This is a genomic window from Promicromonospora alba (assembly GCF_042654905.1).
GTDB lineage: Bacteria > Actinomycetota > Actinomycetes > Actinomycetales > Cellulomonadaceae > Promicromonospora > Promicromonospora alba.
In genome coordinates this window covers 505,779-530,296 of the sequence record NZ_JBHSFI010000008.1, presented here as the reverse complement: position 1 = coordinate 530,296, position 24,518 = coordinate 505,779, and the positions used below count along the sequence as shown (strand labels likewise).

The window sequence follows — 24,518 nt, the reverse complement described above, 5'->3', positions numbered from 1 at the left end:
TTCGGACCAAGGGGGTGAAAACCGACGGAAGTTACAGAGTAGGGCAGTGCCCGGTGGCGCTTGCAAGCCCGGCGGAGGCAGCTCCGCACCAGAGCCAGTTCCAAAGAGTTAGTTGCAAAGAATCTCTTGCAAAGAGATGTTGGCATGCGTAGGGTGGCGCACACCTGCTAGTCCCCTCACGAGCCCCGAAGCCAGGAGATCGCGATGAGCGTCTACTCACCCGCCGTCCGCACCGCCGTTCCGCAGCCCCTGGGAGTGCTCCGCGCTGCCGCCCCCGCCAGGGTCCGGCAGCCCGCTGCGCCGAGGCAGACCGACCCCGAGGCACAGCGCCGCGAGATCGAGCGCGCCGAGCGACAGCGCGCCCAGGCCGAGCGTGTGCGCGACAACCTGGCGGCTCGCCACCCGCTCTCCCTGCGCTGATCGTCGTGTGCCCCGTACCCACCGCCCGGTCTCGGCCACGTCGAGTGGGTAACGTCCTGCCTATGGCGACAGCACGCAAGAACCTTCCGGGCGGGCAGGCGGGACGAGACTCTCGCTCCTCGGCGCCATTACCTCGCGTGGTGCCGGACGCCGCCACACCCACCGCCGCGGGCCCGCCGGCCGAGCTCGGCCCCGCAGCGCTGCGCGCACTCGCCCATCCACTGCGCATCCGCATCCTCGACCTGCTGCCGATCCGCGGGCCCCTCACGGCCAGCAAGCTCGGCGAGATCGTCGGCGAGTCCAGCGGCTCGACGAGCTACCACCTCCGCCAGCTGGCCAAGCACGGGCTGGTCCGCGAGGTCGAGGGCAAGGGCACCGCACGGGAGCGCTGGTGGGAACGCACCCCCGGTGGGTTCAGCATCTCGAGCGCGGGCAAGGACTCCCCCGCGGGCCGGCAGACCGCCGAGGCGGTCAACATGGAGTTCCTGCGCCTCCGCAACGAACGGGTGATGGCCTTCACCCGCGCGGGCCAGGAGGCGGACGAGGAGACCCTGGAGTCGTGGATGGGCTCCGCGACGTTCGTCACGGTCAACAAGTGGGCCACGCGGGAGCAGGCGAAGGCGGTCGTCGAGGCCTGGGAGCAGTTCGCCGCGGAACATCTCGACCCGCTGAACAATCAGGAGGGTATGCCGGGAGCCGTGCCGTTCGAGATCCACTTCGATGTGTTCCCGACGGTCGACCCCGAGGGCAACCCGCTCTGATGCACCCGCTCTGGCGCACGGTCTGCCATGAGCAGATCTGCGGCGGGCAGAGATCGCTACCCGGCCGGTCCGCACGGGGCGATCGTGGGGACATGACCGAGACAGCGCACACCCAGCCCTTCGACGACCACCTCGGCTCGCGCCTGCTGCACCAGCGCATGGTGCTCATCGGCACAGAGATCGACGACGCCGTCGCCAACCGCGTCACCTCGCAGCTCCTGCTGCTCTCCGCCGAGGACTCCGGGGCCGAGATCGGCCTCTACCTCAACTCCCCCGGCGGCTCCATCAGCGCCGGGCTCGCCGTCTACGACACGATGAGGCTCCTGCCGAACGCCGTCTCGACGGTCGCCGTCGGCTTCGTGGGCAGCATCGCGCAGTTCCTGCTCGCCGCGGGCACCAAGGGCAAGCGATACGCACTGCCGCACGCGCGGATCATGATGCACCAGCCGACGGGTGAGGTCAGCGGGACGACGAGCGACGTCGTCGTCCAGGCCGAGAACATCCGGCACCTGAAGGACGTCATGACCCGGCTGCAGTCCGAGCACACCGGTCAGCTCGTCGAGACGGTCGCCGCGGACGCGGAGCGCGATCGCTGGTTCACTGCCGAGCAGGCACTGGCCTACGGGATGATCGACAAGATCGTGGACCGGGTGGACGACGTCCGTCCGGGCGGAAGGCGACGCGCGGGGCTCTGAGGCCTCACGCCGCGAGCAGCACCGCCTCGCCTCGCCGGCCGGTGCCCGAGGTGCCGGCCGGTGCGGCCTGCTCCGCCTGCAGCGGGTGGCGGGACGACGAGAAGCCCGCCGCACGACGAGCAGCGGACGACAGGACACGAACCCTGCGGCTCTCCTCCTGCGCCGCCAGCGCGAGGGCGAGCTCCGCCCACGCCCGCTCGACCAGGTCGACGAGCCGCATGCCGAGTGCCTCGCACACGGCGGCAAGCACCTCGGAGGATGCCTCCTTGCGCCCGCGCTCGACCTCGGACAGGTAGGCGGTGGAGACCCGGGCGTCGGTCGCGACGTCGGCGAGCGTGCGCCGTTGCTCCCGGCGTGTGCGCCGCAGGATGCCGCCGACCAGGTCACGCAACAGCGGTTCGCGGGTGTGTTCGAGCGTGCCGGGTCTGGCTCCGGGCCCGCCCTCGTTCGTGGTGCCGAGCCCAGCAGTACGTGCGGTACCTATTGAGATCATTGCCATCTGCCCACTCCCGCCGTTGGTACCCGTCACGGTACCCAACCCCACTGACACCGTAGGTCGTTCCGCCGTCTGCTCCTGGCGTAACGGCCCCCGGCCGAAACGCCCGCCTGCGCAGTCAGGGTGAGTGTCAGTGCCTGCTGGCACGATGGGACCACCGACCAGGAAAGGACAGTGGTGTTCGGATCTATCGAGGTGCGCGGGGCTCGCGAGAACAACCTGCGGGGAGTCTCCATCGACATCCCCAAGCGAAAGCTCACCGTCTTCACGGGGGTCTCCGGCTCGGGTAAGAGCTCGCTCGTGTTCGGCACTGTCGCCGCCGAGTCGCGGCGTCTGATCGACGAGACGTACTCGGCGTTCCTCCAGGGCTTCATGCCGTCCCGGCCGCGGCCCGACGTCGACACCCTGTCCAACCTCTCCGCGGCGATCGTCGTGGACCAGGAGCCCATGGGCGCGAACGCGCGCTCGACCGTCGGCACGGCCACCGACGCCTACACGATGCTGCGCGTCATCTGGTCGCGTCTGGGCCAGCCGTACATCGGCGGGTCCAACCTCTTCTCCTTCAACGACCCGCAGGGCATGTGCGCCGAGTGCGAGGGCCTGGGCCGCGTCTCGGCCATCGACACCGAGGCCCTCGTGGACCGCAGCAAGTCGCTGAACGAGGGCGCCATCACGTTCCCGAACTTCGGGGTCGGCAGCTGGTACTGGAAGGTCTACGCCGACTCGGGCCTGTTCGACGTCGACAAGCCGCTGGCGGACTACAGCGAGACCGAGTGGCACGACCTGATGTACGGCGCCGAGCGGAAGATCGTCGCGGGCGGCATCAACGTCACCTACGAGTCGCTGGTCCCCAAGATCACGCGCCTCTACCTCGTCAAGGACGTCGAGTCGATGAAGGGCGCCATGCGCGCCGCCGTCGACCGGCTCGCCACGTTCACCGCCTGCCCGGCGTGCGGCGGCACCCGGCTCAACGACCGGGCTCGGTCGTCGCTGGTGAAGGGCAAGCACATCGGCGAAGCGGCTGCCATGCAGCTCACCGACCTCGCCGAGCTCGTGCGCGACCTCACCGACCCGCAGGTCCAGCCCATCCTCGACGGCCTCGGCGACCTGCTCGCCACGTTCGAGCAGATCGGGCTGGGGTACCTGTCGCTGGACCGGGAATCGTCGTCGCTGTCCGGCGGAGAGGCCCAGCGCACCAAGATGGTGCGGCACATGGGTTCAGCCCTGACGGACATGACCTACGTGTTCGACGAGCCGACGATCGGCCTCCACCCGCACGACGTACGGCAGATGAACGCGCTGCTCCAGCGGCTGCGGGACAAGGGCAACACGGTGCTCGTCGTCGAGCACAAGCCCGAGGTCATGGCCGCGGCCGACCATCTCGTCGACATGGGCCCAGGCGCCGGCACGCACGGCGGCACCGTCGTCTATGAGGGCGACATCGCGGGGTTGCGCAACTCCGGGACCGCGACGGGCAAGCACCTGGACCAGGCCGTCACGGTCAAGCAGACGCCGCGCACCCCCACCGGCTTCCTCCGGATCGAGCACGCGACCCTGCACAACCTGCAGGACGTCACGGTCGACGTCCCGCTCGGCGTGCTCGTGGCGGTGACCGGCGTGGCCGGGTCGGGCAAGAGCTCCCTCATCCACGGCTGCCTGCCGCGCGACGGCGTGACGTTCGTGGACCAGTCGGTCATCCGCGGTTCGCGGCGGTCGAACCCCGCCACGTACACCGGGATCCTCGAGCCCATCCGCAAGCAGTACGCCCGCGCGAACGGCGTCAAGCCTGCGCTCTTCAGCGCGAACTCGGCCGGCGCGTGCCCTGTGTGCAAGGGAGTCGGCCTGATCTACACCGACCTCGCCTTCATGGCGGGTGTCGCGAGCCCGTGCGAGGCGTGCGGCGGCAAACGGTTCACCGACGAGGTCCTCGGCTACACCCTGCGCGGCAAGAACATCGCCGACGTGCTCGCCATGTCCGTCGAGGAGGCGCTGGGCTTCTTCACGGAGAAGGCGATCGTGCCGATGCTCTCCCGCCTGTCCGACGTCGGGCTGCACTACATCTCCCTCGGCCAGCACCTCAACACCCTGTCCGGCGGCGAGCGGCAGCGGCTCAAGCTCGCTATCGAGATGGGCGGCGACACCCCGGCGTTCGTCCTCGACGAGCCCACCGCCGGCCTGCACATGCAGGACGTCGACAACCTGGCCGGCCTGCTCGACCGTCTGGTGGACTCCGGCCGGTCGGTCATCGTCGTGGAGCACAACCTGTCGGTCGTCGCGCGCGCCGACTGGGTGATCGACATGGGTCCCGGCGGCGGGCACGACGGCGGCCGAGTCGTCTTCGAGGGCACGCCCGCCGACCTGGCCCGCGAGGAGGCGTCACTGACCGGCCGCCATCTCGCGGAGCTCATCGCCTGACCGACCGCCTCCTCGCGGAGCCCGTCACCTGGTCGGCTGCACCCGAGCCCATCACCGAGGCTACCCGGGCCGGCCGCCGGCCGGCCGGTCATGCGAGCGCTACGTGCCCCCACCCGGATTCGAACCGGGACTGTGCCGGGTTTAAGCCGGCTGCCTCTGCCAGTTGGGCTATGGGGGCGCACCCCAGAGACTACCGAGCGACGGCCAGCGAAGGGACCCTCGCCGTCAGGCTGTCAGAACCTCGCTGACGTGTCAGACCACCTGCGTGTTGTCAGACCGACAGGTCACTCGGGTGACCTGTCGGTCTGACACGTCCGCGAAGGTCTGACAACTCACGCAAAGGCCGGAGTCAGGACTTGGCGCCCGACTCGGCGCGCTCGGCGGACGACTCCGCCTTCTGCTCGACCTTCTCGCCCGCCGGCTTGGGCGGCACCGACGCGTTGCGGAACTCCTGACGCGGGTCGTGCAGCGAGCCCAGCGAGACCAGCTCGCGGCCCATGAGGAACTGGCCGATCCAGCCGATCAGGATCCGGACCTTGCGGTTGCCGGTCGGCATCGCCATCACGTGGTAGCCACGGTGCGCCACCCAGGCCAGGAAGCCGCGCAGCTTGATGAAGCCGAACAGCTCGGCGACACCCTTGTACAGGCCCAGCGATGCGACGACGCCCAGGTTCTTGTGGTCGTAGTCGACGGCGGGCTTCTCCTTGTAGAGCGCCACGATGTTGTCGGCCAGGCGCACGGCCTCGCGGATCGCGTGCTGCGCGTTCGGCGGGCAGAACTTGCCCGGGTTGTTCACGTCGGGCACCGCGGCGCAGTCGCCCGCGGCCCAGGCACCCTCGACGATCTCGCCGTCCTCGGTCGCGACCTGCAGCGTGGGCAGCACGGTGACGCGGCCCATCTTGTCGAACGGGAGGTCGGACGCCTCCTTGATGACCGGGTTCGCCTTGACGCCCGCGGTCCACACGATGGTCTCGGTGTCGAACTCGACGCCCGTCGACGTGACGACGTGCCCGTCCACGCAGGACGAGAGGAAGGTGTTGAGGTGGAACTCGATGCCGCGCTTCTTCAGCTCGGCGAGGGCGTACTCGCCCATCGGCTCCGTGACCTCGGGCAGGATGCGCCCGGCGCCCTCGATCATGACGAACCGCAGGTCGGACGCCTCGATCGTCTGGTACTGCCGCGTCGCGTAACGCGCCATGTCCTCGATCTCGGCGAGGGCCTCGATGCCGGCGAACCCGCCACCGACGAAGGTGAACGTCAGCATGCGCTTGCGCAGGTCGGCGTCCCACGTGGAGGACGCGACGTCCATCCGGTTGATCACGTGGTTACGGACCGCGATGGCCTCTTCGACGTTCTTGAAGCCGATGGCCGACTCCGCGAGCCCCGGGATGGGCAGCGTGCGCGACACCGAGCCGAGGCCGACGACGAGCTGGTCGTAGGTCACCTCGTACTCGTCGCCCGACTCGGGCTGGATCTTCACGGCCTTGCGCCCGTGCTCGATCGTGGTGACCTTGCCCTGCAGCACGTCGATGCCCTTGAGGGCCTTGCGGTGCGGTGCTACGACGTCGCGGGCGTCGATCGACCCAGCGGCCGCCTCGGGCAGGAAGGGCGCGTACGTCATGTACGGCCGCGGGTCGACGACGACGATCGCCGCCTCCCGCTTCTTCAGCTTCTTTCGCAGGCGGCGCGCCACGTAGAGGCCGACGGACCCGCCGCCGAGCACCACGATGCGCGGCACCTTCCGCGGGCGCGGCGTGCTCGCCGCATCGGAAGCATGGCTGACCGAGGTCAGGTCGTTCTGAGGCATGATTCCCAGGATACCGCGCGCCACGCATCCGCATTGACATGCCAAAGGGCGGCGTGTGCGTGATGCACCCCACGCCGTCGTCGCCGCTGCAGGAACGTCCTCGATCCTCTGGCACCCACAACGGGCCGCCACCGCCGGAAGTTCCCGGCGGACGGAAGTCACGCCCTGCGGGCATGGCGTGAGCCTGCGGTTCCGCTTCGGGCGCGTGCCTCGTTCCTCGGCCCGCGCCCTGCGCTTCACCTCCGGCTCACGCCATGGACAACGCGATCCCGTCGAGGATGTCGTGCTCGCTCGTCACCACGCTCGTCAGCGAACCGCCGGCGGCCGCGACGTCGGCGGCCACGCGGGTGATCACCTCGGACCAGACGAGGGCCCCGGCCGCGATGACGTCGACCCGGCCCGGGTGCAGGAAGCCCATCGCCGCGCGCTCGGCGCGCGGTGCCTCGACCAGCGCCGCGCAGGAGTCCAGCACCGCCTGCACCGGCAGCTCTGCCTGGTTCACCCGCTCGCGCCGGTACTCCGACAGCCCCAGCGCGTGCGCGGTCACCGTGGTGATCGAACCGGCCAGCCCGACCAGGGTGGCCGTCTTCGCGAGCGGGACCGCGCGTGCGGCGTCGTCCAGGTGGGCCCGCACGTCCGCGCGGGCCGCCGCGATCTCCGCCGACGACGGCGGATCGCTGTGCAGGTGCCGCTCCGTCATCCGCACCGAACCGACGTCCATCGAGACGCTCGCGTCGACGGAGCCGGTGCCGAGCACCAGCTCGGTGGATCCCCCACCGAGGTCGACCACCAGGAAGGGGCCGGCGTGCGCCTCGGCGACCGCCCCGGTGGCCCCACGGAACGAGAGCTGCGCCTCCTCGGCGCCGGTGATGACCTCGACGTCGACGCCGAGCGCCGCCCGGACGCCGTCGAAGAACTCGTCACGGTTCCGCGCGTCCCGCGTGGCCGACGTCGCCACGAACCGCACGCGCCGCACCCCCGCGGCCTCGATCGCCGCCGCGTACTGCCGGGTCGCCGCCAGCGTGCGCTCCAGCGCCTCGGGCGCCAGCTCGCCGGTGCGGTCCACGCCCTGGCCGAGCCGCACGACCTCCATGCGGCGGTCGAGCTCGGTGAGGTTGCCGGCGGCGTCGACGTCCGCGACGAGCAGGCGGATCGAGTTGGTGCCGCAGTCGATCGCGGCCACACGAGAGGAAGTCACGCGAAGATTCTTCCAGCCCGCTCCGCCCTACGGGTGCCGGAGCGCGCGTTCCGCGAGAAACCTCACGTGGTTGTGGACGAGGCTCAGCAGGTGCAGCGGTCCGGGCGCCAGCTGTCCTTGGCCAGCTCCAGCGCCTCGTCGCCCAGCGGGTTCACGCCGGGCCCGGCGGCCAGCGCGTGCGCGAAGAGGACGTGCAGGCACTTGACGCGCGTCGGCATGCCGCCGGCCGAGATGCCGGCGATCTCCTCGACGTGCCCGATCGCCTCACGCTGGGCGAGGTAGTGCTCGTGCGCCTTCCGGTAGGCGGCGGCGAGCTCCTCGTCCTGCTCGAGCCGCGCCGTCATCTCCCTCATCACACCGTTCGCCTCGAGCGTCGACGCGGCGGCGGTCGCGCCCGGGTGGGTCAGGTAGAAGACCGTCGGGAACGGGGTGCCGTCGGGCAGGCGGGGCGCGGTGCGCACCACGGTCGGACGGCCGCACACGCAGCGCGCCGCGATCCCCACGACGCCGCGCGGCTCGCGGCCGAGCTGCTCGGCCAGGACGCGCAGATCGTCGTCGGACACTGTCTCGATCACGGAGTTCACCGCTCCATTGTCCCTCAAGAGATGTGTCCCTCAAGAGACCGTTCCCAGGAGTGGTGCGGCACGTGATCGGACGGACGCGCGCGCTAGTCCTCGCCGCCCGCGATCCGCACGGAGTCCCACACGCTGGTGAACCAGGGGGTGTCCGCGTCCTCCGACGCGCCGGGCGACGGCTCGACGACGCCGGGCGGCGGCTCCTCCTGCTGCACGGAGTCGGTGTCCAGGGGGCGCCACACCTTGTCCCCCGGCATGACGAAGTGCAGCCGCGACCGTGCCTGCTCGATCACGTACGACGGGTCGTCCCAGCGGGCGAGCTCGGTATCGAGCTCCTCCTTCTGCACCAGCTGCTGGTTCAGCTCCGCCCGCAGCTCGCGCAGCTCGGCCTGCTGGGTCACGACGGCGCGCACGGTCGGCAGCAGCAGCACCACCGCGAGGAGCACCACCACGGACAGCACCATGGCGCGGACCGTCAGCACCTCGGGCAGCACGAGCCCGAAGCTGCCGCGCTTACGGTCGGCGCGCGGCGGCGGGACGCTGCCGTTGACGGCGCTGCGGCGACGCGGCTGCGCGGGTCGCTTCACCCCGCCGCCCGACGCCGGCCGCGCAGCCCTCGGAGCTGCGGTGCCCGGGCGCGCGGCAGATCGAGCGGGCGCACTTCGCGGCGCGGCGGTGCGGCGGCTCGTCGACGACGGCGCGGCGGGCTTGCGCGCGGCTGACCCGCCGGGCGCCGACCTGGTCGGCGTGGCCCTGCTCGCGGACGAAGCCGGCGACGAGGCCGCCGAACCTCCCCCGGCGGAACCCTTCGCCGTCGAACCGGACTGCTTCTTCTTGGGGGCAGCCTTGCCCGTAGGCGCAGGCTTCGAGCCCGTTGCCTTCTTGGCGCCCGATGCACCCGCTCCCGCACGCGGGGTCGACGGGCGCGCGCCCGAACCGCGGGCCGAGCCCGAGGGTCGCGCCGGACGACGTGAGGAAGGCATGGGTCGATTGTGCCGATTCGCGAGGCCTTTGTACCGGCATTACCTCCGGCGCGCCGTGTGTCGACCCTGTGGAACCCAAGAGCTGTCAGACACCGACGGACGTGTCAGACGCACAGGTCACTCGGGTGACCTGTGCGTCTGACACGTCCGTCGGTGTCTGACAGCTCAGCGCAGGCGGAACAGATCAGCCCTGGAAGCGCGGGAACGCCGACCGGCCGGCGTAGGTGCCGGCCTCGTCGAGCGCCTCTTCGATGCGCAGCAGCTGGTTGTACTTGGCGATGCGCTCGCCACGTGCCGGGGCACCGGTCTTGATCTGGCCGGCGTTGGTCGCCACGGACAGGTCGGCGATGGTGGTGTCCTCGGTCTCGCCGGAGCGGTGCGAGGTCATCGTGGTGAAGCCGTTGCGCTGGGCCAGCTCCACGGCGTCGAGCGTCTCGGTGAGCGAGCCGATCTGGTTGAGCTTGACCAGCAGCGAGTTGGCCGACTTCTCGGCGATGCCGCGGGCGAGGCGCTCGGGGTTGGTGACGAACAGGTCGTCGCCGACGATCTGCACCTTGTCGCCGACCTTCCCCATGAGCCCGGCCCAGGCGTCCCACTCGTCCTCGGACAGCGGGTCCTCGATCGAGACCAGCGGGTAGTCAGCCACCAGCTGCTCGTAGTACGCGATCATCTCGTCCGACGTCTTCTTGCCGCCCTCGAACGCGTACACGCCGTCGGAGAAGAACTCCGTGGCGGCGACGTCGAGCGCGAGCGCGACGTCCTTGCCCGGGGTGAGGCCCGCGCGCTCGATGGCGACGAGGATCAGGTCGAGCGCCTCACGGTTGCTGCCGAGGTTCGGCGCGAAGCCGCCCTCGTCGCCCAGCCCGGTGGCCAGGCCCTTCTCCTTCAGCACGGACTTGAGGGAGTGGTACACCTCGGTGCCGGTGCGCAGCGCCTCGCGGAACGTCGGGGCGCCGATCGGGGCGACCATGAACTCCTGGACGTCCACGTTCGAGTCGGCGTGCGACCCGCCGTTGAGGATGTTCATCATCGGCACGGGCAGGACGTGCGCGTTCGGGCCGCCCACGTAGCGGAACAGGTCCAGGCCCGAGCTCTTGGCGGCGGCCTTCGCGACGGCGAGCGACACACCGAGGATGGCGTTCGCGCCCAGCTTGCCCTTGTTCGGCGTGCCGTCCAGGTCGAGGAGAGCCTGGTCGATGATGCGCTGCTCGTCGGCGTCGTACCCGATGAGCTCGGGGGCGATCACGTCGTTGACGGCCGCGACGGCCTTCTCGACGCCCTTGCCCAGGTAACGGCCCTTGTCGCCGTCACGCAGCTCGACGGCCTCGAACGCGCCGGTCGATGCGCCGGACGGGACCGCCGCACGGGCGAAGGTGCCGTCGTCCAGGACGAGCTCCACCTCCACGGTGGGGTTGCCGCGCGAGTCGAGGATCTCGCGTGCTCCAACGGCTTCGATGCTAGCCACGGAATCTCCTTCTAAGGATGTTGCTCGATGGTTACGACCTCAGCGTAGGACGTCCGGCGACGCTGCGCGGAACCGTCCACGGCTCGCTCGCGCCCGAACGGCGAACCCGGTCGCCGCGCCGTGCGCCCGCGGTTCACAGGGTCACCACAGGTCCGCGACAGGGCCACCACAGCGAGCCCGCCTAGCGTTCCGGACGTCCGGCGCAGACCGTCCTGCGGCGCGAACCGCTCCGCCCGCTCGCCCCGTACCCCAGAGCGCAGCGCTACAGCCCGCAAGGCGGTCCGCGCGGACACCAACTTTCCGCACGTCCCCTCCCGACCCCAGGCAGGAGCCCATGTTCTTCACCTATCTGCGCAGAGAGCTGCGCAACCGACGCAAGCAGACCGTCGTCGTAGCAATCGGTCTCGCGGTAGCGATCGCGCTCGTCATCGTCGTCAACGCGGTATCGACAGGCGTCAGGAACGCCCAGTCCGAGGTGCTCGAGTCCGTCTACGGAGTCGGCACCGACATCGCCGTCACCCAGGCCGCCGAGCGGGGTGAGGGCGGCGGCCCCGGCCGCTTCGACTTCGGCGAGGAGGAAGGAGAGACGACCGAGGAGGGCACACGCAACCTCTCGCAGGACCGCCTCACCGCCGCGATGGGGTCGACACCCTTCGATGCCACCGCCCTGGAGACCGTCACCCGCCTGGACCACGTGTCCGGCGTCGCCGCGACGCTCAACCTGCAGAACATGTCGTTCTCCGGCGAGATGCCAGACCCTGCCGACGGCCCAGTCCGGATGCAGATGGGTGCGGACGGCAGCGGTGAGGGCTCGACAGGCGGCTCGTCGTTCGAGATCGACCAGTTCACGGTCACGGGCGTGGACCCCGACGCCACCGCCGTCGGCCCGCTGACCACCGCAGAGGTGGCCGACGGCCGGACGCTGGAGGCGGACGACGAGAACGTGGCCGTCCTGGACGCCACCTACGCCGAGCAGGAGGAGCTCGCCGTCGGCGACACGATCACGGTGGGCGGCAAGGACCTGGAGATCGTGGGCACCGTCACGTCCACGACGGGTGACGGCGTCGCGACGGCGTCCGACGCCTACCTCCCGCTCGCCACTGCCCAGACCCTCGCGGACCTCGCCGACCAGGTCACCGACGTCTACGTGCAGGTCGACTCGGCCGAGAACGTGGACGCCGTCGCCGCCGCCATCGAGAGCGAGCTGCCCGACGCGTCGGTGAGCACCCAGTCCGACCTCGCGGAGGGCGTGACCGGCTCCCTCTCGACGGCGTCCAACCTGATCGGCACGCTGGGCACCTGGCTGAGCGTGATCGTGCTCGCGGCGGCGTTCGGCCTCGCGATCCTGTTCACCGTCTCGGGCGTGAACCGCCGGACGCGCGAGCTGGGCACCCTCAAGGCGATCGGCTGGAGCCGGAACCGGGTGGTGGGGCAGGTGGCCGGCGAGTCCGTCGTGCAGGGCCTCATCGGCGGCGCGGTGGGCCTCGCACTCGGCGCGCTGGCCGTGTGGGCGGTGAACCTCGCGGGCATCACGCTCAGCGGGGCGTCGGGCGGCCTCACCATGGGCGGGCCCGGCGGGCTGATGCCGGCGGGCGGCGGCCCGCAGGGCGGCGACAGCGCGCCCGACGGCGGTGGGGGCGGCGCGTTCGGTGAACGCTCCGACGCCTTCGCCGGGGCCGCGGGCAACGCCGTCGACATCGTGCTCCAGGCGCCCGTGAGCCTGTGGATAGTCCTGGCAGCGGTCGGTCTCGCGGTGCTGGGCGGGCTGCTCGCGGGCGTCGTCGGCGGTCAGCGCGCGGCGAAGCTGCGCCCCGCCGAAGCCCTCCGGTCCCTCGCTTAGTCCCCTCCCAGCGCTCAGAAAGGGCAAGTCCATGTATCAGATCGACGACCTGACCAAGACGTACCGCCAGGGCAAGCGCCAGGTGCGCGCGCTCAAGAACGTGTCGGTGACCATCGGCGACGGCGAGCTCGTGGCCGTCCAGGGCCCGACGGGCGGCGGCAAGTCCACCCTGCTGCAGATGCTCGGCGGGCTGGACCGGCCGACGTCCGGCACGGTCAAGCTGGACGGCAAGGACCTCGCGGGCATGACCGACGCGCAGCTCACGGCCGCGCGGGCCGAGACCATCGGCTTCGTGTTCCAGAACTTCAACCTCATCCCCACGCTCACCGCGCTGGAGAACGTGGAGACGGCGCTCGTGCCGGCAAAGGTCGCGCGGCAGAGCCGGACGGCGCGCGCGCTGGCCGCGCTGGAGTCCGTGGGCCTCGGCGACCGCGGCGACCACCTGCCGGGCGAGCTCTCGGGCGGGCAGCAGCAGCGCGTCGCGATCGCGCGGGCGCTGGTGAAGAACCCGAAGGTGCTGCTGGCCGACGAGCCCACGGGCAACCTCGACGAGGAGACGCGCGACGAGATCGTGGACCTCATCGAGGGGCTGTGGAAGGACCAGGGGCTGACGATCGTGCTGGTCACGCACGACTCGGTGGTCGCGCGCCGGACGCCGCGGCGGCTGCGCATCGCGAAGGGAGCCCTGAAGGAGCTGCCGGCGGCGTAGCCCGCCGGGGCCGCGGCGCTCCGCGCTCCGCAGTTCGGCCACAGCCCAGTGATCGGGCCCAGAAACGTACGGTTTCCGGGCCCGATCGCTGGGCCGGCGCGGGAGCCCACGAGAGGGGGCGGGGAACAGCGCGCGGCCCAGCCTCTCGACGGCACCGCTCCCGCTGGCTACTCTGCCCTTACGTACGCCGCTGCACCGTCGCTCCGGCGTCCGCCCCGCACCTGAAGACACGCGCAAGGGAGCGCCGAATGCCTCTTCGAAATCGTTTCACCCATGAGCCCCGACCGGCACACAGACCCCGTCCGACGGGCGGATCCCGTTCGTCGCTCAGAAATCGTTTAACACGAGCGGGAACCAGCACGGGCCTCGCGGCCCTCGTCCTCTCCGGCGCGCTGGTCAACGCACCGGTCGCCACCGCCGGCAGCACGGCCACCGCGGCCACAGCCGACACCGTCGTCACCGCCGTCGACTTCGAGGACGGCACCACCGGTGCCTGGACGCCCAGCGGCGGCGCGGGCCTCGAGATCGTCGCGGACCCCGACGGCGCGGGCAGCGTGCTCGCCATCACCCGGGCAGCGGACTACGAGGGCATCCAGTCCCCCACCGGCATCTTCCACGCCGGCTCGACCTACACGTTCAGCATGCGCGCCCGCGTGGCCGAACCCGCCGAACCCACCGGCCCCACCAGCGCCGATGTCCGGTTCGTCATGAAGCCGTCCTACAGCTGGATCGGCAACACGACCATCGGCACCGACTGGACCACCGTCACCGGCACCTGGACGGCCGACGGCGACCCGGCCGAGCTGCAGGCCTACCTCGGCAGCACCGACCAAGCCGCTCCCTACACGATCCTCGTGGACGACATCATGGTGACCACCTCCGACACGGTCCCGCCGGGCGACGTCGTCCCCGGCGGGGCGATCAACCCCGTCCCCACCCCCGCGTACGCGGCGGAGGGCAGCGGCAACGTGTCCGCCCTGACCTTCGACGACGGCCCGAACCCCGGCACCACACCCGCCCTGCTCGACTTCCTCGCGGAGCACGAGATCAAGGCCGTGTTCTGCGTCATCGGGCAGAACATCCAGGCTGACGGCGGGGCCGCGATCCTGCGCCGGATCGTCGCCGACGGCCACGTGCTGTGCAACCACTCGACGGGCTACGCCGACATGGGCTCCTGGACCGAGGAGCAGGTGCGCGCGGACCTCGTCGAGAACCTGGGGATCATCCGCGACGCGCTCGGCAACCCGAACCAGAAGATCCCGTTCTGGCGCGCGCCGAACGGGTCGTGGGGCGTGACGCCCGGCGTCGCCGTCGAGCTGGGGATGCAGCCGCTCGCCGTGCGCAACACGATCGCCGACTGGGAGACCCAGGACGTCGAGACCCTGACCGCCAACCTCCGCACCGCGATGGTCCCGGGCGAGCTCGTCCTGGCGCACGACGGCGGCGGCGACCGGTCGGGCACTCTCGCCGCGGTCCGGACCGTCGTCACCGAACGGCTGGCCGACGGCTGGAGCTTCACGTTCCCGCAGGGCACTCCCCCGGCGTCGGGCCCGGTGATCAGCACCGACTTCGAGGACGGCACGCTCGGCGGCTGGGTGCCGCGCGAGGGCACCGAGACCTCGGACTTCACGCTCGCGGTCACCGACTCGGACGCCCACGACTCCACCCGGTCCGCCGCACTGACCGGCCGGGACGCCACGGGCGACGGGATCGCCCGGGACGTCACCGGCGTGCTCCGGGCGGGCGTCACCTACGACGCCTCGGCCTGGGTCCGCTTCGCCGAGGGCCAGACCCCCGGCGACATCTGGCTGAGCCTGGCGACCACCACGGACGGCGCCCAGACCTTCTCGACGCTCGGCCAGTTCAGCGGCATCACGAGCGCCGGCTGGACCCAGGTGACCGCCACCTTCACGGTGCCGGACCACGACGACGCCCTGCTCTACTTCGAGACCGCCTACAACGGGGGCAACACGAGCGACTGGTTGATCGACGACATCGTCGTCTCCGTGCCGGAGCCGCCGCTGATCGAGGACCTGACCGGCATCAAGGAGACCGTCGACTTCCCGATGGGCGTCGCCATCGACAGCCGCGAGACGTCTGGCGCGGCCGCCCAGCTACTGAACCGCCACTTCGGTCAGATCACTCCCGAGAACCACATGAAGCCCGAGGCCTGGTACGACGACGAGCGCACGTTCCGCCGTCATCCCGAGGCCACTGCGCTCATGGACTTCGCCCAGGCCAACGACGTGCGGGTCTACGGCCACGTGCTGGTGTGGCACGGCCAGACCCCCGAGTGGTTCTTCCAGGACGACGCCGGCGAGCCGCTCCCGGCCACCGCGGAAGGCCAGGCGGTCCTCCGCGAGCGCCTGCGCACCCACATCTTCGACGTCGCGGAGAACCTCAGCACCGAATACGGGCCGTTCGGCTCGGACACCAACCCGCTGGTCGCGTTCGACGTGGTCAACGAGGTCGTGTCCGACGGCGCGGAGAACCCGGACGGGCTGCGGCGCAGCGAGTGGTTCCGGGTGCTGGGCGAGGAGTTCATCGACCTCGCGTTCCGGTACGCGGACGAGGCGTTCAACGAGACGTACGCGGCGGAGGACACCGCACGGCCCGTGACCCTGTTCATCAACGACTACAACACCGAGCAGGGCGGCAAGCAGGACCGCTACCTCGCCCTGGTGGAGCGACTGCTGGCGCGCGGGGTGCCGGTGGACGGCGTGGGGCACCAGTTCCACGTGTCGCTCGCCATGCCGGTCAGCGCGCTGGAGGGTGCGCTCGCGCGGTTCGAGGACCTGCCGGTCACGCAGGCGGTCACGGAGTTCGACGTCACGACGGGAACTCCGGTGAGCCAGGCCCGGCTGATCGACCAGGGGTACTACTTCCGGGACGCGTTCGAGGCGTTCCGCGCGCACGCGGACGACCTGTTCTGCGTGACGGCGTGGGGCCTGACCGACGGCCGGTCGTGGCGGGTCGACAGCGGCGCGCCGCTGATCTTCGACGACCGGTACCAGGCGAAGCCCGCCTACTACGGCGCGGTGGGCGCCGAGCTGCCGGCCCGGCTGCGCACGGCGAACGTGTTCGCGGGTGACGTGCCGCTGGACTCCTCGGCGACCGCCTCCCCGGTGTGGGACCGGCTGCCGCTGCACACGTTCGACGCGCCGGACGGCGGCGAGGCCGCCTTCCAGCTGCGCTGGGCGGCCGACCACCTGACGGCGTTCGTCTCGGTGGACGACGCCGGAGCGGCGGCCGGCGACGCGGTCACGCTGGCGCTCGGCGACGCGGAGTACGTGGTCGCCCGGGACGGGTCCGTGACCGGCGGGGCCGAGGGCGCGGACGCGGTCGCGACCGAGCGGGAGGGTGGCTACGACGTCGTCGTGCACCTGCCCGCTGCCTTCGAGGAGGGCACGACCGCGGCGTTCGATGCCCGCGTGACCAGCGGCGACGAGACCGCGACGTGGAACACGCCGGGTGCGCTGGGCACCCTGACGCTGCTCGAGGAGCTGTCGTACCTGGAGGTCGCGGAGGCGACGACGGCGCCGGAGATCGACGGCGAGCTGGACGACGTGTGGGCCACCGCAGGCACGGTGACGACGACCAAGGAGGTGGAGGGTTCGGGCGGAGCGGTCGCGACCGTCCGCACGCTGTGGCGCGGGAGCACGCTGTTCGTCCTGGCCGACGTCGCCGACCCGGTGGTCGACGTCTCCGGCTCCGACCCGTGGATCCAGGACTCCGTGGAGATCTACGTGGACGGCGGCAACGCGAAGAACGGCGGGTACCGGGCCGACGACACGCAGATCCGCGTCTCGGCACAGAACGCGGTGTCGTTCGGGACGGGTGATGAGGCGGCGCAGCGCGCCCGCCTGACGAGCGCCACCACCCTGACCGACGGCGGGTACCGGGTCGAGGCGGCGATCGACCTGCTGTCCTACGGCGGGCCGGGCACGTTCCACGGCCTGGACTTCCAGGTCAACGACGCGGCCGACGGCGCACGGACCGCCGTCCGCAACTGGGCCGACCCGACCGGGGCCGGCTACCAGTCCACGGCCCGCTGGGGCGTGGGACAGCTCGTGGCCGACCCCGGGCTGGTCAGCCTCACGCCGCCCGTGGTCAAGGGCAGGCCGGCCAAGGGAAAGACCCTCACCGCCGACCCCGGCACGTGGTCGCAGGAGGCGACGTTCACCTACCGCTGGCTCCGTGACGGCGAGCCGATCCGGGGCGGCAGCAAGTCGTCCGGTGACGACCAGAGGTACAAGGTCAAGCCCTGGGACGTCGGGCACGAGCTGTCCGTCGAGGTGACGGCCCGGGCCGAGGACGGCACGACGGCCTCGGCGACGAGCGAGGCGGTGCGAGTACGGCGCTGACGGTCCTGCACTGAGCTGCCGGCCGGAGTTGTTTCCGCCACGCACCCGCGTGGCGGAAACGGCTCCGGCCCGCGCACTTCGCGCGCCTCGTTCGTCCCGCGAACGCTGGGAAGGGGTCCTGACGAATCGTTACAGCCGGTTTACACGAATTTCCAAGCGACCGGCCTCCTGTGGCGATATGGTCCAAACCTCCCCGACCTCCGACCGGGGAGCCGAACAGGGGAGGCAAGAAGTGAGGCAAGCACGAGCAGCACGGAAGAGGAAGGCACCACTCGCCACAGTTGCCGCGTGTGCCGCCGTGGCTCTGACCGTCGCCGGGTGCACCCCGGACGACACCGAGCCGGACAGCGCCGGGCCGCTCACGCTCGAGACCTGGCTCAGCCAGGACATGGAGACCCTCTTCCCGGGCGACGCGGGGTCCTACGACAACATCAGCGTTCTCGACACCGTCTACGACGGTCTGGTCCGGTACGACCCGGAGACCACCGAGCCGTACAACTACGTGGCCGAGTCGATCGAGCCGAACGACGACAACACGGTCTGGACCATCACGATCAAGCCGGACCTGACCTTCCAGAACGGTGAGCCCGTCGACGCCGAGGCGTTCGCCCGTTCCTGGAACTACACGGCTGACGGCGACAACGGCCTGTACTCCAACTACTTCTTCGGCATCATCAAGGGCTACGACGAGATGCAGCCCGAGACGGACGACGCGGGCGAGATCATCGCGGAGGGCGCGGCGGACGAGCTGTCCGGGGTCGAGGTCGTCGACGACCTGACGCTCGAGGTCACGCTCAACTCGCCGTTCGCGGGCTTCGCGACGATGCTCGGCTACACGGGCTTCTTCCCGGTCGCCCAGGAGTGCCTGGACGACGTCGAGGCGTGCGCCACGCAGCCCATCGGCAACGGCCCGTTCCAGGTCACCGGCTGGCAGCAGGGCCAGGAGCTGACCGCCGAGCGGTGGGCCGACTACCCGCTGGACGAGGCCCCGAGCTACGACGCGATCCACTGGACCGAGTACTCGGAGGGCGAGACCGCGAGCTGGGCGGACTTCCAGACCGGCGACATCGACCTGTCCTTCCCGCCCACGGCGGAGGTCGAGGCCGCGCAGAGCGACCCCGAGCTCTCCGAGCGCTACGTCGAGCGCCCGGGATCGGCCCTGACGTTCCTCGGCTTCTCCGGCTACACCGAGGGCCCGTGGAACGACAAGGAGTTCCGCAAGGCGATCTCGATGGCGATCGACCGTGAGGGCATCATCTCCTCGCTGGGCAGCGGCCAGGCGACCCCCGCCGACTCCTGGGTTGTCCCGGGCGGCGTCCCCGGTGGCGAGGCGGGCACGTGCGAGTGGTGCGTCTACGACCCCGAGGCGGCCAAGGCGGCGCTGGAGGCGGCCGGCGGCTGGCCCGATGGCGAGACGCTGCAGATCAGCCTGGGCGACGACGACGCCGAGGTGGAGTACTTCACCGCCATCGGCAACTCGATCGAGGAGGTGCTGGGCATCCCCTACGAGCTCGACATCGTCTCGAGCGACGACTACTTCACCCTCCGCGCCGACCAGGGCTTCGACGGCATGTTCCGGAACAACTGGTTCCCGGACTACCCGCTGAACGAGAACTACCTCAGCTTCTACGCGTCCGGCGAGCCCGGCGCGGGGCACTGGGGCTGGTACAGCGAGGAGTTCGAGGACAAGCTGGACGAGGCCGCGGCGGCGCCGTCGCTCGACGAGTCCGTGGCGCTCTACCAGGAGGCCGAGGCGATCCTCGCAGAGGAGTTCCCGACCATCCCGTTCCGGTGGAGCTTCAGCGCCACCTACTACAGCGAGCGGCTCGGCAACGTGATCCTCAACCCGTTCTCGGGTGCGCCGGTCCTGCGCGACATCGAGATCACCGAGTAGTACGCACCCACCCCCGGGTGGTGCTGGGGCGAGCAGCGACGCTCGCTCCACGCGCCGCCCGGGGCCCGCTCCCCCCGAGGCAAGGAACTCCAGGACGTATGGGCCGCTACATCGCGCGGCGTCTGGCCCAGGCGGTTGGCACGCTGCTGCTCGTGATGTTCGTGCTGCACCTGCTCACGACCGTCGCCATCCAGCTCAACGGCACCCCGGCGCAGGCGTTCTTCGGCGACCGGGCCGCGTCGCCGGCGCAGATCGCCTCCGTCGAGCGGCGGTTCAACCTCGACGACCCGTGCTTCGACCAGGTCGGCAACCCCTGCCTCGGCCCGTTCGTCGAACGCCTCGGCCAGTACGCGCGCGGCGACCTCGGCACCAACCTGCGCGGCCGCGAGGTCACCGACATCGTCGCCGCCGCCGCACCCAACACGCTGCGGCTGTTCAGCGTCGTGCTGGTCACGTGGCTCGCCCTCGGCATGCTGCTCGGGTCGGCTGCCGCGCGGTGGCGGGGCTCCTTCGGTGATCACGGGATCCGGCTCAGCTCGGTCCTCATCGACGCGTTCCCGGTCTTCGTACTGCTCGTCGTCTACCGATATGTCGTTGCCGTGCCGCTGAACCGCTGGTCCGAGCAGACGTTCGGCGAGAACTCGTGGCCGCCCTACTGGTTCAAGCCGTCCTTCGACCCCAGCCACCCGTGGGCCACGATCGTCGTCCCCGGCATCCTGCTGGGCCTGGCCGGCTCCGCCGCGTTCATCCGGCTCGTCCGCGCCAGCCAGCTCGAGTCCTACCAGGGCGACCACGTACGCACGGCGCGCTCGAAGGGACTCGGCGAGCGGCGCGTCGTCCTGCACCACGTGGTGCGCAACTCCTCGGTGCCGGTGGTCACCGCGATCGGCCTGGCCTTCGTCGAGGGGCTCGGCGGCGCCGTCATCACCGAGGGAATCATGAACATCTACGGCATCGGCGGTGTGCTGTGGCAGGCGGTGCGGGACGACGACGTCGCACTCGTCATCGCCGTCGTGACCCTGCTGACCGTCGTGACCGTCCTGGTGATGATCGTCGTCGACATCGTCTATGCCCTACTCGACCCGAGGATCCGTTATGAATGACGTCGGCCTCCTCTCCGCCGCGTGGCGCACGCTCCGCCGCCGCCCGGACGTGATCGTCGCGGCCCTCATCGTCCTGTTCTTCGCGGTCATGGCCGCGTTCCCGCGGCTGTTCACGGCGACGAGCCCGCGGTCCTGCGCCATCCGCGAGGCGCGGCTCGACCCGCAGGGCTGGGGCGCGGCGCATCCGCTCGGCACCGACGCGCTCGGCTGCGACGTGCTGGCCACCATGGTGGCCGGGGTGCGACCCTCCCTGCTGCTCGCGTTCGTCGTGGTGGGTGCCTCGCTGCTCATCGGCGTCACGCTCGGCCTGCTCGCCGGCTACTACCTGGGCTGGGCGGACTACCTCATCTCGCGCACCATCGAGGTGTTCCTCGTGGTCCCGCTGCTGCTGGCGGCGCTGCTTCTGCTCTCACTGTTCAAGAACGTGGACCTGGGCGCGGGCACGTTCGACGTGATCCTGCTGCCCGCCGTCGTGCTCATCCTGTTCAACTGGATGGGCTACGCCCGGTACGTCCGCGCCAGCGTCCTGGAGGCGAAGAACCTGGACTACGTGACGGCCGCCCGCTCGCTGGGCGCCTCGGACCTGCGCATCATGTTCCGGCACGTCCTGCCCAACGCGGTCGGGCCGGTCACTGCCCTCGTGCCGACCTCGATCGCGGCGGTCATCGGCACGGAGGCCGTGCTGTCGTTCCTGGGTATCGGGGTGCGGCCGCCCGCGACGAGCTGGGGCATCCAGATCTCGCAGGGCTCCGAGTGGGTGCTCGGCGGGGCGCCGCACATCCTGATCGCCCCACTGGTCTGCCTGATCGCCGCCGTCCTGTCCCTGGTGGTGCTCGGCGACGCCTTGCGCGACGCCCTCGACCCGAGGCTGGCGGCATGAGCGCCGCGACGAACGCGGGCACGCCGCTCCTCGAGGTCACCGACCTCGCCGTCGAGTTCCGGACGTCCGACGGTGTCGTGCGCGCCGTCGACGGCCTGTCCTACCGGGTGGAGGCCGGCCGCACGCTCGCCATCGTCGGCGAGTCCGGCTCGGGCAAGTCGGTGTCGTCGCTGGCCGTGCTGGGCCTGCTCCCGGAGACGGCGCGGGTCGCGGGCGGCAGCGTCCGCCTCGCGGGCACCGACCTGCTCACCCTGAGCCGCAAGGAGCACCGCGCGCGCTGCGGCGACCAGGTGGCGATGGTGTTCCAGGACGCGCTGGCCGCGCTCAACCCCGTGCACACCGTCGGCTACCAGCTCACGGAGGCGCTGCGGGCGCGGCGCGGGATGTCCCGGGGTGACGCCCGCAAGCGGGCCGTCGAGCTGCTCGACCTGGTCAAGGTGCCGAACGCGAAGGCCCGCGTCAAGGAGTACCCCCACCAGTTCTCCGGCGGCATGCGGCAGCGCGTCATGATCGCGTCGGCGCTGGCGCTGGACCCCGACGTGCTCATCGCCGACGAGCCCACCACCGCCCTCGACGTCACCGTCCAGGCGCAGGTGCTGCGGCTGCTCGCGGAGATCCAGGCGGAGCGGCAGATGGGCCTCGTGCTCATCACGCACGACCTGGGCGTCGTGGCCGGCGTGGCCGACGACGTCACCGTGATGTACGCGGGCCGCGCCGTCGAGCAGGCACCGGTAGTGCCCGTCTACCGGGCCCCCGCGCACCCGTACACGCGAGCGCTGCTGCGCTCGATCCCGTCGGCGTCCGGCACCGGCCGCCTGCCCGTCATCCCTGGTCGGCCGCCGAGCCCGGCCGCCATGCCCTCGGGCTGCCCGTTCCACCCGCGCTGCGACGCCGTCCGCGACATCTGCCGCACGGAGGTGCCTCCGCTGGCCGTCCCGGCCGAGGGCCGGGCATCCGCGTGCCACTTCGCCCCGGACATCATGGCGGGCCGGGAGCCACGGCCCGATGTCCCGGCGGCCGAGCCTGTCGAGACCCAGCCCGCGCCGTCCGCCGTCGAAGGAGGCAGCGATGACTGATCCCGTGCTCGAGGTGCGTGACCTCGTCAAGCACTACCCCGTGCGCACCGGCCTGCTGCGGCGATCGACCGGCGCCGTCAAGGCGGTCGACGGCGTCTCGCTCAGCCTGGACGGTGGCAGGACCCTCGGCCTGGTGGGCGAGTCCGGTTCGGGCAAGTCGACGCTCGCGCGCGTGCTGGTCGGCATCGAGAAGCCGACGTCGGGCGCGGTGCTCGTGGACGGCGTGGACGTCTCGCGCCTGTCCCGGGCGGGCCGCAAGCAGCTGCGCCGCGACGTGCAGATGGTGTTCCAGGACCCCTACACGTCGCTGAACCCGCGGATGTCGGTGGGCGAGATCGTGGGCGAGCCGTTCGCCATCCACGGCATCGACCCGGCGGGCGGACGGCGGACCGCGGTGGGCGAGCTGCTGGAGCTCGTCGGCCTGGATCCCGACCACACGAGCCGGTACCCGCACCAGTTCTCCGGTGGCCAGCGGCAGCGGGTCGGCATCGCCCGCGCGCTCGCGCTGCGGCCCAAGATCCTGGTGTGCGACGAGCCGGTCTCCGCCCTCGACGTGTCGGTGCAGGGTCAGGTCATCAACCTGCTGGAGGACCTCCAGGCGGAGCTCGGCCTGTCGTACCTGTTCGTGGCGCACGACCTCGGAGTGGTGCGGCACATCGCCCACGACGTCGCGGTGATGTACCTGGGGCGCATCGTCGAACAAGGCCCTGAGTCCGAGGTGTACGACGGCGCGCAGCACCCGTACACCCAGGCCCTGCTGTCGGCGGTGCCCGTGCCGGACCCGTCGATCCGGCTGGCAGCGCCTTCGCTGGCCGAGCCCTCGCCCAGCGGATCGGTCACCGTCGGCGGCGGCGCCATAGTCCTCGAGGGCGACCCACCCTCCCCCGTGGACCCGCCGTCCGGCTGCCCGTTCCACACGCGTTGCTGGCTCGCGCCCACCCTGCCCGAGGCGCGCACGGCTCCGTCGGCCGACCGCCCCGAGACCGGCCTGCGGCTCATCCCGGCGGTGTGCGAGACCGAACGGCCCGCTCTCGTCGTCCGCGACGGCACGGGCTCCGACGCTGGTTCCCACGTGGCGGCCTGTCACTTCGCGCGAGAACTGGTGGCGCCTAGGGTCGAGGCATGACGCGTGTCCTGGTTGTCCTGAACTCGCCCACCAGCCTGATGGGCCGGCTCGAACAGTGGCTTCCCGAAGCCGGCCTCGAACCCGTCCTGATTCCCGGCGCCGAGCTTCCCGAGAATCTCGACGGGTTCGCGGGCCTGGTCCTGCTGGGCGGTGGCTTCATGCCGGACGACGACCTGCACCACCCGTTCCTGGCGCGCGAGCGGCGGCTGACCACGGAGGCGCTGGACGCCGGGTTGCCGCTGCTCGGCCTGTGCCTGGGCGGCCAGTTGCTGGCGCACGTCACGGGAGGCGGCGTGACCGCGCAGTCAGGTGAGACGGAGCGCGGGATGTGCGCGCTGACGGTGCTGCCCGCCGCCGCCGCCGACCCGCTCTTCGGCGATCTGCCGGGCATTCCCGACGAACCCCTGTGGATGATCGAGAACCACGAGGACTCGGTGACCGCGCTGCCGCCGTCGGCGACGCTCCTGGTCTCCAGCGGGGAGTGCCCGATCCAGGCCTTCCGCGTGGGGGAACGCGCCTGGGGGCTGCAGTTCCACCCCGAGGCGCGGCCGGAGCGGGTGGCGGCGTGGGACGAGGCCGCGCTCTCGGAGCAGGGCATCGACCGGGCGGCGCTGGCTGCGGCGGCAATGGTCCACGCGGCGGAGAACGAGGCGCAGTCGCGGGCGCTGATCCGGGGGTGGACCGACGTCGTCCACCAGACCGCGACATAGG

At 71.2% G+C, this 24,518-nt stretch carries 19 protein-coding genes and 1 tRNA gene; 13 read left to right on the top strand and 7 right to left on the bottom strand.

Annotated features, from left to right (window positions below; all coding sequences use genetic code 11):
* Nucleotides 1–204: 204 nt before the first annotated feature.
* The 3 genes from ACFO6V_RS25000 (at nt 205) to ACFO6V_RS24990 (ending at nt 1,876) form a co-directional block, all read left to right on the top strand.
* On the top strand, nt 205–420 hold the full coding sequence (locus ACFO6V_RS25000) for a hypothetical protein (RefSeq protein WP_377140908.1): 216 nt from the start codon (nt 205–207) through the stop codon (nt 418–420).
* A gap of 62 nt (nt 421–482) precedes the next feature.
* Complete coding sequence (locus tag ACFO6V_RS24995) at nt 483–1,181, top strand: ArsR/SmtB family transcription factor (RefSeq protein WP_377140905.1); 699 nt, start codon at nt 483–485, stop codon at nt 1,179–1,181.
* Nucleotides 1,182–1,273: 92 nt separating this feature from the next.
* Nucleotides 1,274–1,876 carry a ClpP family protease gene (locus tag ACFO6V_RS24990; RefSeq protein WP_377140902.1) on the top strand — a complete coding sequence of 201 codons (603 nt, stop codon included), beginning with the start codon at nt 1,274–1,276 and terminating at the stop codon, nt 1,874–1,876.
* A gap of 4 nt (nt 1,877–1,880) precedes the next feature.
* Here the strand turns inward: ACFO6V_RS24990 and ACFO6V_RS24985 are convergent, their stop codons facing one another.
* On the bottom strand, nt 1,881–2,375 hold the full coding sequence (locus tag ACFO6V_RS24985; RefSeq protein ID WP_377140899.1) for a helix-turn-helix domain-containing protein: 495 nt from the start codon (nt 2,373–2,375) through the stop codon (nt 1,881–1,883).
* A gap of 171 nt (nt 2,376–2,546) precedes the next feature.
* On the opposite strand from ACFO6V_RS24985, the gene ACFO6V_RS24980 reads away from it, so the two are divergent.
* A complete protein-coding gene (locus ACFO6V_RS24980; protein ID WP_377140896.1) occupies nt 2,547–4,787 on the top strand; it encodes an excinuclease ABC subunit UvrA in 2,241 nt (746 codons plus the stop codon).
* A 104-nt stretch (nt 4,788–4,891) separates the two neighbouring features.
* On the opposite strand, the gene ACFO6V_RS24975 is transcribed toward ACFO6V_RS24980, so the two are convergent.
* The 6 genes from ACFO6V_RS24975 to eno all read right to left on the bottom strand — a co-directional run bounded on the left by ACFO6V_RS24975 (nt 4,892) and on the right by eno (nt 10,815).
* Nucleotides 4,892–4,965: transfer RNA gene (locus ACFO6V_RS24975), tRNA-Leu, on the bottom strand.
* Between the two features lie 171 nt (nt 4,966–5,136).
* Nucleotides 5,137–6,594 carry an NAD(P)/FAD-dependent oxidoreductase gene (locus tag ACFO6V_RS24970; protein ID WP_116676833.1) on the bottom strand — a complete coding sequence of 486 codons (1,458 nt, stop codon included), beginning with the start codon at nt 6,592–6,594 and terminating at the stop codon, nt 5,137–5,139.
* 247 nt (nt 6,595–6,841) lie between these two features.
* Nucleotides 6,842–7,792, bottom strand: a complete 951-nt coding sequence (locus ACFO6V_RS24965) for a Ppx/GppA phosphatase family protein (RefSeq protein WP_377140893.1) — start codon at nt 7,790–7,792, stop codon at nt 6,842–6,844.
* Between the two features lie 83 nt (nt 7,793–7,875).
* The gene (locus ACFO6V_RS24960) at nt 7,876–8,376 is read right to left on the bottom strand and encodes a DUF501 domain-containing protein (RefSeq protein WP_377140890.1); all 501 of its coding nucleotides are present in this window, start codon (nt 8,374–8,376) and stop codon (nt 7,876–7,878) included.
* A gap of 83 nt (nt 8,377–8,459) precedes the next feature.
* On the bottom strand, nt 8,460–9,350 hold the full coding sequence (locus ACFO6V_RS24955; RefSeq protein WP_377140887.1) for a septum formation initiator family protein: 891 nt from the start codon (nt 9,348–9,350) through the stop codon (nt 8,460–8,462).
* A 184-nt stretch (nt 9,351–9,534) separates the two neighbouring features.
* Entirely contained in the window at nt 9,535–10,815 is a 1,281-nt protein-coding gene (gene eno / locus ACFO6V_RS24950; RefSeq protein ID WP_377140884.1) for a phosphopyruvate hydratase, read from the bottom strand.
* A 334-nt stretch (nt 10,816–11,149) separates the two neighbouring features.
* Here eno and ACFO6V_RS24945 point away from each other — a divergent pair, with 334 nt between their 5' ends.
* The 9 genes from ACFO6V_RS24945 to ACFO6V_RS24905 all read left to right on the top strand — a co-directional run bounded on the left by ACFO6V_RS24945 (nt 11,150) and on the right by ACFO6V_RS24905 (nt 24,517).
* On the top strand, nt 11,150–12,655 hold the full coding sequence (locus ACFO6V_RS24945) for an ABC transporter permease (RefSeq protein WP_377140881.1): 1,506 nt from the start codon (nt 11,150–11,152) through the stop codon (nt 12,653–12,655).
* Between the two features lie 31 nt (nt 12,656–12,686).
* The gene (locus ACFO6V_RS24940; RefSeq protein ID WP_377140878.1) at nt 12,687–13,364 is read left to right on the top strand and encodes an ABC transporter ATP-binding protein; all 678 of its coding nucleotides are present in this window, start codon (nt 12,687–12,689) and stop codon (nt 13,362–13,364) included.
* 248 nt (nt 13,365–13,612) lie between these two features.
* Nucleotides 13,613–17,728: an endo-1,4-beta-xylanase gene (locus ACFO6V_RS24935; RefSeq protein ID WP_377140875.1), complete on the top strand. Its 4,116-nt coding sequence runs from the start codon at nt 13,613–13,615 to the stop codon at nt 17,726–17,728.
* 298 nt (nt 17,729–18,026) lie between these two features.
* Nucleotides 18,027–19,622 (top strand): peptide ABC transporter substrate-binding protein, encoded by a 1,596-nt coding sequence (locus ACFO6V_RS24930; protein WP_377140872.1) that lies wholly within the window; start codon nt 18,027–18,029, stop codon nt 19,620–19,622.
* Nucleotides 19,623–19,720: 98 nt separating this feature from the next.
* Nucleotides 19,721–20,725: an ABC transporter permease gene (locus tag ACFO6V_RS24925; RefSeq protein ID WP_377140869.1), complete on the top strand. Its 1,005-nt coding sequence runs from the start codon at nt 19,721–19,723 to the stop codon at nt 20,723–20,725.
* Nucleotides 20,718–21,605, top strand: coding sequence for an ABC transporter permease (locus ACFO6V_RS24920; RefSeq protein WP_377140866.1), 888 nt, complete (start codon nt 20,718–20,720; stop codon nt 21,603–21,605). Before ACFO6V_RS24925 ends, ACFO6V_RS24920 begins: the two co-directional genes overlap by 8 nt.
* Nucleotides 21,602–22,681: an ABC transporter ATP-binding protein gene (locus tag ACFO6V_RS24915; protein WP_377140864.1), complete on the top strand. Its 1,080-nt coding sequence runs from the start codon at nt 21,602–21,604 to the stop codon at nt 22,679–22,681. The genes ACFO6V_RS24920 and ACFO6V_RS24915 overlap by 4 nt, the downstream gene beginning before the upstream one ends.
* Nucleotides 22,674–23,807: an ABC transporter ATP-binding protein gene (locus ACFO6V_RS24910; RefSeq protein WP_377140861.1), complete on the top strand. Its 1,134-nt coding sequence runs from the start codon at nt 22,674–22,676 to the stop codon at nt 23,805–23,807. The genes ACFO6V_RS24915 and ACFO6V_RS24910 overlap by 8 nt, the downstream gene beginning before the upstream one ends.
* Nucleotides 23,804–24,517: a type 1 glutamine amidotransferase gene (locus ACFO6V_RS24905; RefSeq protein ID WP_377140859.1), complete on the top strand. Its 714-nt coding sequence runs from the start codon at nt 23,804–23,806 to the stop codon at nt 24,515–24,517. Before ACFO6V_RS24910 ends, ACFO6V_RS24905 begins: the two co-directional genes overlap by 4 nt.
* Nucleotide 24,518 lies beyond the last annotated feature (1 nt).

Excerpts from the sequence above, each read along its gene's own strand:
- ACFO6V_RS24935 (WP_377140875.1), top strand. The coding sequence starts at position 13,613 with ATGCCTCTTCGAAATCGTTTCACCCATGAGCCCCGACCGGCACACAGA.
- ACFO6V_RS24985 (WP_377140899.1), bottom strand. The coding sequence starts at position 2,375 with ATGGCAATGATCTCAATAGGTACCGCACGTACTGCTGGGCTCGGCACC.
- ACFO6V_RS24945 (WP_377140881.1), top strand. The coding sequence starts at position 11,150 with ATGTTCTTCACCTATCTGCGCAGAGAGCTGCGCAACCGACGCAAGCAG.
- ACFO6V_RS25000 (WP_377140908.1), top strand. The coding sequence starts at position 205 with ATGAGCGTCTACTCACCCGCCGTCCGCACCGCCGTTCCGCAGCCCCTG.
- ACFO6V_RS24920 (WP_377140866.1), top strand. The coding sequence starts at position 20,718 with ATGAATGACGTCGGCCTCCTCTCCGCCGCGTGGCGCACGCTCCGCCGC.
- ACFO6V_RS24915 (WP_377140864.1), top strand. The coding sequence starts at position 21,602 with ATGAGCGCCGCGACGAACGCGGGCACGCCGCTCCTCGAGGTCACCGAC.
- ACFO6V_RS24905 (WP_377140859.1), top strand. The coding sequence starts at position 23,804 with ATGACGCGTGTCCTGGTTGTCCTGAACTCGCCCACCAGCCTGATGGGC.
- ACFO6V_RS24990 (WP_377140902.1), top strand. The coding sequence starts at position 1,274 with ATGACCGAGACAGCGCACACCCAGCCCTTCGACGACCACCTCGGCTCG.
- ACFO6V_RS24955 (WP_377140887.1), bottom strand. The coding sequence starts at position 9,350 with ATGCCTTCCTCACGTCGTCCGGCGCGACCCTCGGGCTCGGCCCGCGGT.
- ACFO6V_RS24940 (WP_377140878.1), top strand. The coding sequence starts at position 12,687 with ATGTATCAGATCGACGACCTGACCAAGACGTACCGCCAGGGCAAGCGC.
- ACFO6V_RS24970 (WP_116676833.1), bottom strand. The coding sequence starts at position 6,594 with ATGCCTCAGAACGACCTGACCTCGGTCAGCCATGCTTCCGATGCGGCG.
- ACFO6V_RS24910 (WP_377140861.1), top strand. The coding sequence starts at position 22,674 with ATGACTGATCCCGTGCTCGAGGTGCGTGACCTCGTCAAGCACTACCCC.
- ACFO6V_RS24925 (WP_377140869.1), top strand. The coding sequence starts at position 19,721 with ATGGGCCGCTACATCGCGCGGCGTCTGGCCCAGGCGGTTGGCACGCTG.
- ACFO6V_RS24995 (WP_377140905.1), top strand. The coding sequence starts at position 483 with ATGGCGACAGCACGCAAGAACCTTCCGGGCGGGCAGGCGGGACGAGAC.